We start from the raw sequence: 6,979 nt of genomic DNA, 5'->3' as shown, positions 1-6,979 counted from the left end.
GCCCTGGCAGCCGCCCGGGTGGAGCAGCGCGGTATCGACGGGCGATGCATGGACGCAGGACTTCCGCCTGGGCGTGCCGGATCACCGGCAGGTGCCGTTCGACGTGTGGCGACGGCTACTCGCGCGCGCGTTCCACCCGCGGCATGGCGCGGCATTCGGGTACCAGCCGCCGCACGGTCGCCCGCGCCTGCGCGAGGCGATCGCCGGGCACGTGTCGTTCGCACGCGCGGTGGCCGTGCGCGCGCAGGACGTGATCGTCACCGCCGGCGCACGCCAGGCCTTCGACCTGCTGGCGCGGCTGCTCGTCACGCCCGGACGCACCACGGTGGCAGTGGAGGACCCCGGTTATCCGACGGTGCGCGACGCCTTCACCCATGCGGGCGCGCAGGTTGTGTCCGTCCCCGTTGACGATGAAGGCCTGCGCGTGGACCTGCTGCCGGACGACGCGCGCATCGTGTACGTGACGCCGTCGCACCAGTATCCAACCGGCGTGCCGATGTCGATGGCGAGACGACAGGCGCTGCTCGCCTTCGCGCGGGAGCGCGACGCGCTGGTGATCGAAGACGACTACGACGGCGAGTTCCGCTACGGCGCGCGCCCGCTGGACGCCTTGCAGACGCTGGACCGCGACGGCCGCGTGGTCTACGTCGGCACGTTCTCCAAGAGCCTGTTTCCGTCGCTGCGCATCGGCTATGTGGTGGCACCGGCCTGGCTGCAGGGCGCTCTCGCCGCGGCGAGGGAAAGTGCGGACACCTGCGGCAATGCGCAGTTGCAGGACGCGCTGGCCGATTTCATTCTCGAAGGCCACCTGGCGCGTCACGTCCGCCGCATGCGCCGCGTGTACGCGGCGCGCCGTGACGTCGTGCTGCAGGCACTCGATGGCCCGCTGTCGCACTGGCTGGCGCCCATTCCCTCCGAAGCCGGCATCCATCTGGCGGCGAGGTTCCGCGAGGCGAACGCGGCGGAGGCCCTCATGCCCCTGCTGCGCACGCATTTGCCGGGGGCGCAGTCGCTGCGTGCCTTCCGTCAATGCGACGAGACGGGAGATGGCGTGGTGCTGGGCATCGGGTGCATCGATGAAGGGGAGGCGCGCACGCGGTTGCTGGGGCTTGCGAACTCGCTGCGGTGATTTGGCTGATGCAGCACATGGCTGTTAGTTGCTGCAGAGGCTGCCGTCGTGATGACGGTTGAGATTGCTGTTGCTGTTGTTGAACAGCCAACCACACTGCTAGCCCCGGAGGGCAGCGCACAGGACGTGCGCTGCTGACCGCGGAGGCAGGGATGCCGACTCGCGAAGGCACCAACTCCCTCTCCGGTCGTGGGATTGCTTCGTCGGGGAAGACCCTTTCTTTTGGTTACGTTTGACCGAAGGGAATCCAGTCGGACTTTGGGTCAGCAAAGAAAAGTGACCCGGCCGGCTTTAGACGGACGGAAGCTTTGGCTGTCGCTGTTCGAGCGCACCGGGAAAGCGTGAAAAGTCCATGAATCCCCGCCTTCGCGGGGATGACGAGCAACAACAACGGCAACTGATCGGCCACCTGCAATCTGACGGTGAAGCGTGAAAAGTCCTTGGATCCCCACCTTCGTGGGGACGACGAGCAAGAGCAACGGGCTCACGAGCGAGAGCATCGGCGGACGAGCGCTAGCATCGCAAAGACGAACAACGGCAACCCGGATCCCGACTTGCGCCGGCATATCAGGCGCAGAGGGCGGGCCTCAGCCCACCTCCATCACCGCCCCCAGGTACCTGTCGAACGACGCATCCACCGCCTTGCGCCCGCCACCGAGGATGTTCCGCTTCCACGTGTATCCGTACACATCCTCGAACTCCAGGCCACGCAAGCGCTCCCGCATCGTGCGCACGTCGCGCGTCTTCATCGGAATGTAGTTGGGGTAGCTGTACATGAAGGTCACGTGCCGGCGGTCGAACACCACCTGCAGCGCGTCGCCGGGGAACAGCGCACCGCCCTCGTGCGGGCCGCGTTTCCAGTGCAGCGCGGTGCTGCCATCGAAATGGCCGCCGACGTTGATCAGCGTGACGTCGTCCGAGAGTGACAGACGCTCGCCGCTCCAGAACTCGATGCGGTCCGAAGGATGCTGCACCCATTCGCGGTCCGTCTCGTGCAGCAGGATCGGCACGCCGCCCAGCGCTTCGCTCCACTCCACCATGGACGTGTAGAAGTGCGGGTGCGAGATGACGATGCGGTCCACGCCGCCGCGCGCGCGCAGCGCGACGACCGCTTCGTCGGTGACCAGGCTCACGCATTCCCACAGCAGGTTGCCGGCATCGGTGGGCAGCAACAGAGCGCGTTGCGGAATCGCGAAGTCGGTGGGAAGGCCGATGCCGAGCAGGCCGGCGTCTTCCTCGATGCGCAGACGGTAACGCTGCGCGAGTTGCTCGTGCGTGGTCCAGGTCTGGCCGTTCCAGCCGACGTACTGGCGCTCGTCCTCGCACACCGGGCAGCGTTCCGGGGGCGTCGCGGAAGGCGCGTACTGCGTGCCGCAGGTCTCGCAGATGAAGCAGGGCATGGTCGTGCTCCGGTGAGGCAGCTGTGCCTCGTGCACGATCAGGCTAGGAAGACGTCCTGCGTCGTCGCGGACCAGTTACGGCGAATTCCGGGGAACCAGTCGGCCTACTGCGGCGGCGCCAGCAGTTCCTGCGCGTCCAGGAAGCCGTCGCGGTTGCGGTCCTGGCGGGCGAAGCGCTCGGCGAGCGTCTGTCGATGTTCGGCCAGCGCGACCGGCTTGCCACGGCCGCCCGGCAGTTCCTCCGGCGCGAGTGTGCCGTCGCCGTTCGCATCCATGCGGGTGAAGGCGTAGCTGAGCCAGTCTTGGTATTCGGCCAGCGATACGCGGCCGTCGCGGTCGGCATCCATGCGCGTCAGGTAGTCGCTGCTGGCTTCGACGGGGCCAGCAACGGACGGCGATGGCTCGACCGGCACCGCTGCGGGTGCGCGGTTCAATGTCATCGGCACGCGCTGCGCGCTGGCGTCCGCCGCGCATGCGAGGGCGATGCAAAACAGGAAGCCCGCGCGTCGCCGTGCGGGCTTCCCGGGTGTGCGATCCATCGCGACGAGGACCATCAGGCGCGGATCATCCGGCCGTGCGTGCCGGCGCCAGCGCGTAGCCCTTCAGGCGCGCGGAGAATGCCTGCAGCGCCTGGATGCCGCTGGCTTCGGCTTCCACGCACCACGCGTGCAGCTTCTGCAGCGTGGCCTGCGCGTCATGCGAGCGGTCGTCCAGCACGTGCGCAAGGCGCTGGCGGAAATCGGCCAGCGTCGCCATCTTCGGCCGTTCGGCCAGCCATGCCTGCAGCTTGGCGCGCTTGTCCTCGTCCAGCCAGCGGCCGCCGTCGGCCAGGCCGTGGCGCATCTTGCGCGGCAGCTTGAACTTCGCCTCGCGCAGGGCCGGCAGCGTGACGCTGCGGTAGTAGTCGGTCATCGCTTGGAAGCGGATCGCGAGCAGCGCCTTCAGCGTCTCGCCGTCCGGCATGGCGATGTTGGGGCGCACGTCCAGCGTCGGCGCCACGCGCAGCACCTTGGCCAGCTTCACCTTTTCCAGCAGCTTGATCGCGCTCCAGCCGATATCGAATTCCCACTTGCGCAGCGCGAACTTCGCCGACGACGGGAAGGCATGGTGGTTGTTGTGCAGTTCCTCGCCGCCGATCCAGAAGCCCCACGGCGTGAGGTTGGTGGCCGTGTCGGTGGTCTCGAAGTTGCGGTAGCCCCACCAGTGGCCCAGGCCGTTGACGATGCCGGCGGCCCAGAACGGAATCCACAGCATCTGAACCGCCCACACCGCCACGCCGGCGAAGCCGAACAGCGCGAAGCTGATGAACAGCAGCAGCGTCGGTCCCATCGTCGCGTGCGGCGTGTACAGGTGGCGCTCGATCCAGTCGTCCGGGCAGCCCTTGCCGTACTTCTCGATGTCCTCGCGCTGCGTGCGCGCATCGCGGTACAGCTCGACGCCGCGCCACATCACCGTGTCGATGCCCTTGAACTGCGGGCTGTGCGGGTCTTCCTCGGTCTCGCACTTGGCGTGGTGCTTGCGATGGATCGCCGCCCACTCCTTGGTGATCATCGAGGTGGTCAGCCACGACCAGAAGCGGAAGAAGTGCGCCAGCACCGGATGGAAGTCGACGGCGCGATGCGCCTGCGAGCGGTGCAAGTACAGCGTGACCGAGAAGATCGTCAGCTGCGTGACCACCAGCAGATAGATCAGCAGTTCGCCCCAGCTGGCCTGCAGCAGGCCACCGGCGAGGAAATCGATCAGGGACAGGGACATCGCGGAAACTCCGTGGAACGCGCGGGAAGCCGGCCGGACACGGCCTTGGGCATCATGCCAGTGGACGCCCTCCGTTCGCGCCGGTATGGGCTCTGAACCGTGATGGGGTCGTTCAGTCGCCGCCGCAAGCAAGGCGCGGCGCGACGTTCATGCAATGCGTGAAGACGCACGGCCGATCGCGTGTGAAGACACGCCGCGACGCGGTCAACCGCGTGCCGCCGCCGTGAGACGCCGACGGCGCCGTTCCAGCGCGGGCTTGGCGTATCGGCGCAGTGCGATGCGGTCCTCTTCGCTGAATGGGGAGTCGCGACCGCAGTAATCGAGCAGCAAAGTCAGGTCCTGTGCGCGTCCCAGGCGTTCGGCGATGCGCTTGTCGGCGGCATCGGCCGCGGCCTTCACGTCGACGCCGATCGCCTCGAGCGCCCGACGCTGATGGGTTGCGCGGCGCGCGCGACGCCGCCAGCGGTGCCAGTCTTCGTCGCGGTCGCGCTGCGCGGCACGTTCGCGCGCCTGATGCGTAAGGGCATCGCCGTCGGCCAGCGCCATGCGCAGCGCGGACGGCGTCAGCCGCGACCATTGCAGCGCGGGCAGCGCGGCATGCATCACGTCGAGCAAGGCACGTCGTGACGCCAGACCCGGATCGAGCAACACCGCATTGGTAGTGCACGCGTTGCGGACGGCGATGGCCGCGTCCAATACGCGCTCCAGTGGCGTGTGCACCGATGCCTTGTGCTTGCCGGCGAGCAGCCGTTGCAGCGTTTCCACCAGCGCCTGCGCGTCGCGCAGCTGCGACAGGCCGGTGTTGAGGGCGCGCAGTTCGCGGTCGATGAGGCCCGCCCCCGGACCGAGGATGCCGTCGCCCATCCGCAATACTGCGCGCGTGCGCCGGATCGCCTTGCGCGCCTGGTGCACGCCTTCATGGACTGCTTGCGCATCCTCCGTGGAGGCCAGGGCCAGCCGTGCGGCGTCGAGTTCGGACAGCGCGTAGTCGCGAAGTGCTTCACCGATGTTTTCCGGCTGCATGCGCCTACGCGACCCACGTGAAGGCCGCGCGGACGCTGACCGTGAACGGCCGGCCCGACCGGAAACGGGGCCGCGGGAGGCATGCATGGCACCGGATAGTACGCTTGCCGCATGCCCGAGCTACCCGAAGTCGAAACCACCCGCCGCGGCCTGGCGCCGCATGTCGAAGGCCGCCGCGTCGCCGGCGTGACGCTGCGCCGTCCCAATCTGCGCTGGCCGATTCCGCCGGAGATCACCGAGCTGCTGCCCGGCCAGCGCATCGACGCGGTACGCCGGCGCGCCAAGTACCTGCTGCTGGACACCGCGGCCGGCAGCGCGCTGCTGCACCTGGGGATGTCCGGCAGCCTGCGCGTGCTGCCCGGCGACACGCCGCTGCGCGCGCACGACCACGTCGACATCGCGCTCGACGAGGGCCGGGGCCCGCCGGGACGCGTGCTGCGCTTCAACGATCCGCGCCGTTTCGGCTGCCTGCTGTGGCAGCCGCCGGGCGAGACCCACGAACTGCTGGCGGACCTCGGCCCGGAGCCGCTGTCGGAGGCCTTCGACGGCGATTACCTGTTCGCCATGAGCCGCGGTCGCAGCGCCCCCGTGAAGACCTTCCTGATGGACCAGCGGGTGGTGGTGGGCGTGGGCAACATCTATGCGGCCGAGGCCCTGTTTGCCGCGGGCATCTCGCCCCTGCGCGCGGCCGGCAAGGTCTCGCGGGAGCGCTATGCACGACTCGCCGAGGAGATCCGGAAGATCCTGCGCTACGCCATCGAGCGCGGCGGCACCACGTTGCGCGACTTCATCAGCCCGGACGGAGAACCTGGCTACTTCGAGCTGGAACTGTCCGCTTACGGCCGCGGCGGAGAACCGTGCCCGCGCTGCGGCCGGCCGCTGAAGCAGGCCTCGATCGGCCAACGCACCACGGTGTGGTGCGGGCACTGCCAGAAATAGCGGCTCCGGCCGGGCGCCGCTGGCTGCTTACGGCCGATCGTCGGAAAAAACTTAGCCGCCGGCGGGTCGCTTTCTGATGCGACTTTTTCGAGGTGACGGTCACGAAAAGCGCTATAGTCCCTCGCACTGCGCATGGGGGCCCCTATGGCCGAGACTGCAGATATCACCTTGCTGCTGGATGCCGCGCGTGATGGCGATCGCGGTGCGCTCGACCGCGTGCTGGCGACGCTCTACCAGGAGCTGCACACCATGGCCCGCCGCCAGTTGGCCGGCCAGCATGGCCAGACACTGGATGCCACCGCGCTGGTGCACGAGGCCTACCTCAAGCTGATCGGCCGCCGCGAGGCGCAGTTCGACGACCGCGCGCATTTCTTCGCCTATGCCGCCTCGGCCATGCGCAGCGTTGTGGTCGACTACGCGCGCCAACGTCTGGCGCAGAAGCGCGGCGGCGACCTGCATCGCGTCACGGAGCTTCCCGACGACGTCGAAGGCGGCCTGCGCCTGGACGAGGACACGCTGGGCCTCGACACCGCGCTGACCAAGCTGGCCGCGGTCGATCCGCGCCTGGCGCAGGTGGTGGAGCTGCGCTACTTCGCCGGCCTGTCCGAGCTGGAGATCGCCGCGCTGCTGGAGCGATCCGAGCGCAGCATCCGCCGCGACTGGCAGAAGGCGCGGTTGTTCCTGCTTGCCTCGTTGAAGGACGACTGAGGCCAGAGGCCAGAGAAAAATATTT

The 6,979-nt window shown here is 68.4% G+C and carries 7 protein-coding genes; 3 read left to right on the top strand and 4 right to left on the bottom strand.

The features are described 5' to 3' along the window. Positions 1 to 1,129 (top strand): PLP-dependent aminotransferase family protein (locus VFE83_RS10830; RefSeq protein ID WP_324905945.1); only part of this gene is annotated, 1,129 nt, incomplete at its 5' end. A gap of 587 nt (positions 1,130 to 1,716) precedes the next feature. On the opposite strand, the gene VFE83_RS10825 is transcribed toward VFE83_RS10830, so the two are convergent. The 4 genes from VFE83_RS10825 to VFE83_RS10810 all read right to left on the bottom strand — a co-directional run bounded on the left by VFE83_RS10825 (position 1,717) and on the right by VFE83_RS10810 (position 5,307). Further along, positions 1,717 to 2,529: an MBL fold metallo-hydrolase gene (locus tag VFE83_RS10825; RefSeq protein ID WP_324905943.1), complete on the bottom strand. Its 813-nt coding sequence runs from the start codon at positions 2,527 to 2,529 to the stop codon at positions 1,717 to 1,719. A 104-nt stretch (positions 2,530 to 2,633) separates the two neighbouring features. Then, positions 2,634 to 2,969 carry a hypothetical protein gene (locus tag VFE83_RS10820; RefSeq protein ID WP_324905941.1) on the bottom strand — a complete coding sequence of 112 codons (336 nt, stop codon included), beginning with the start codon at positions 2,967 to 2,969 and terminating at the stop codon, positions 2,634 to 2,636. A gap of 124 nt (positions 2,970 to 3,093) precedes the next feature. Further along, the gene (locus VFE83_RS10815) at positions 3,094 to 4,284 is read right to left on the bottom strand and encodes a DesA family fatty acid desaturase (protein WP_324905939.1); all 1,191 of its coding nucleotides are present in this window, start codon (positions 4,282 to 4,284) and stop codon (positions 3,094 to 3,096) included. A 204-nt stretch (positions 4,285 to 4,488) separates the two neighbouring features. Then, a complete protein-coding gene (locus VFE83_RS10810) occupies positions 4,489 to 5,307 on the bottom strand; it encodes a CHAD domain-containing protein (RefSeq protein ID WP_324905937.1) in 819 nt (272 codons plus the stop codon). A gap of 111 nt (positions 5,308 to 5,418) precedes the next feature. Here VFE83_RS10810 and mutM point away from each other — a divergent pair, with 111 nt between their 5' ends. Then, positions 5,419 to 6,246, top strand: a complete 828-nt coding sequence (gene mutM, locus VFE83_RS10805) for a bifunctional DNA-formamidopyrimidine glycosylase/DNA-(apurinic or apyrimidinic site) lyase (RefSeq protein WP_324905936.1) — start codon at positions 5,419 to 5,421, stop codon at positions 6,244 to 6,246. A 144-nt stretch (positions 6,247 to 6,390) separates the two neighbouring features. Then, positions 6,391 to 6,954, top strand: a complete 564-nt coding sequence (locus VFE83_RS10800; protein WP_324905934.1) for an ECF-type sigma factor — start codon at positions 6,391 to 6,393, stop codon at positions 6,952 to 6,954. Positions 6,955 to 6,979: the final 25 nt, after the last annotated feature.

Source organism: Lysobacter sp., assembly GCF_035655815.1.
GTDB lineage: Bacteria > Pseudomonadota > Gammaproteobacteria > Xanthomonadales > Xanthomonadaceae > Lysobacter_J.
The sequence above is the reverse complement of the archived record's forward strand: the minus strand, read 5'-3'. Positions and strand labels throughout refer to the sequence as shown.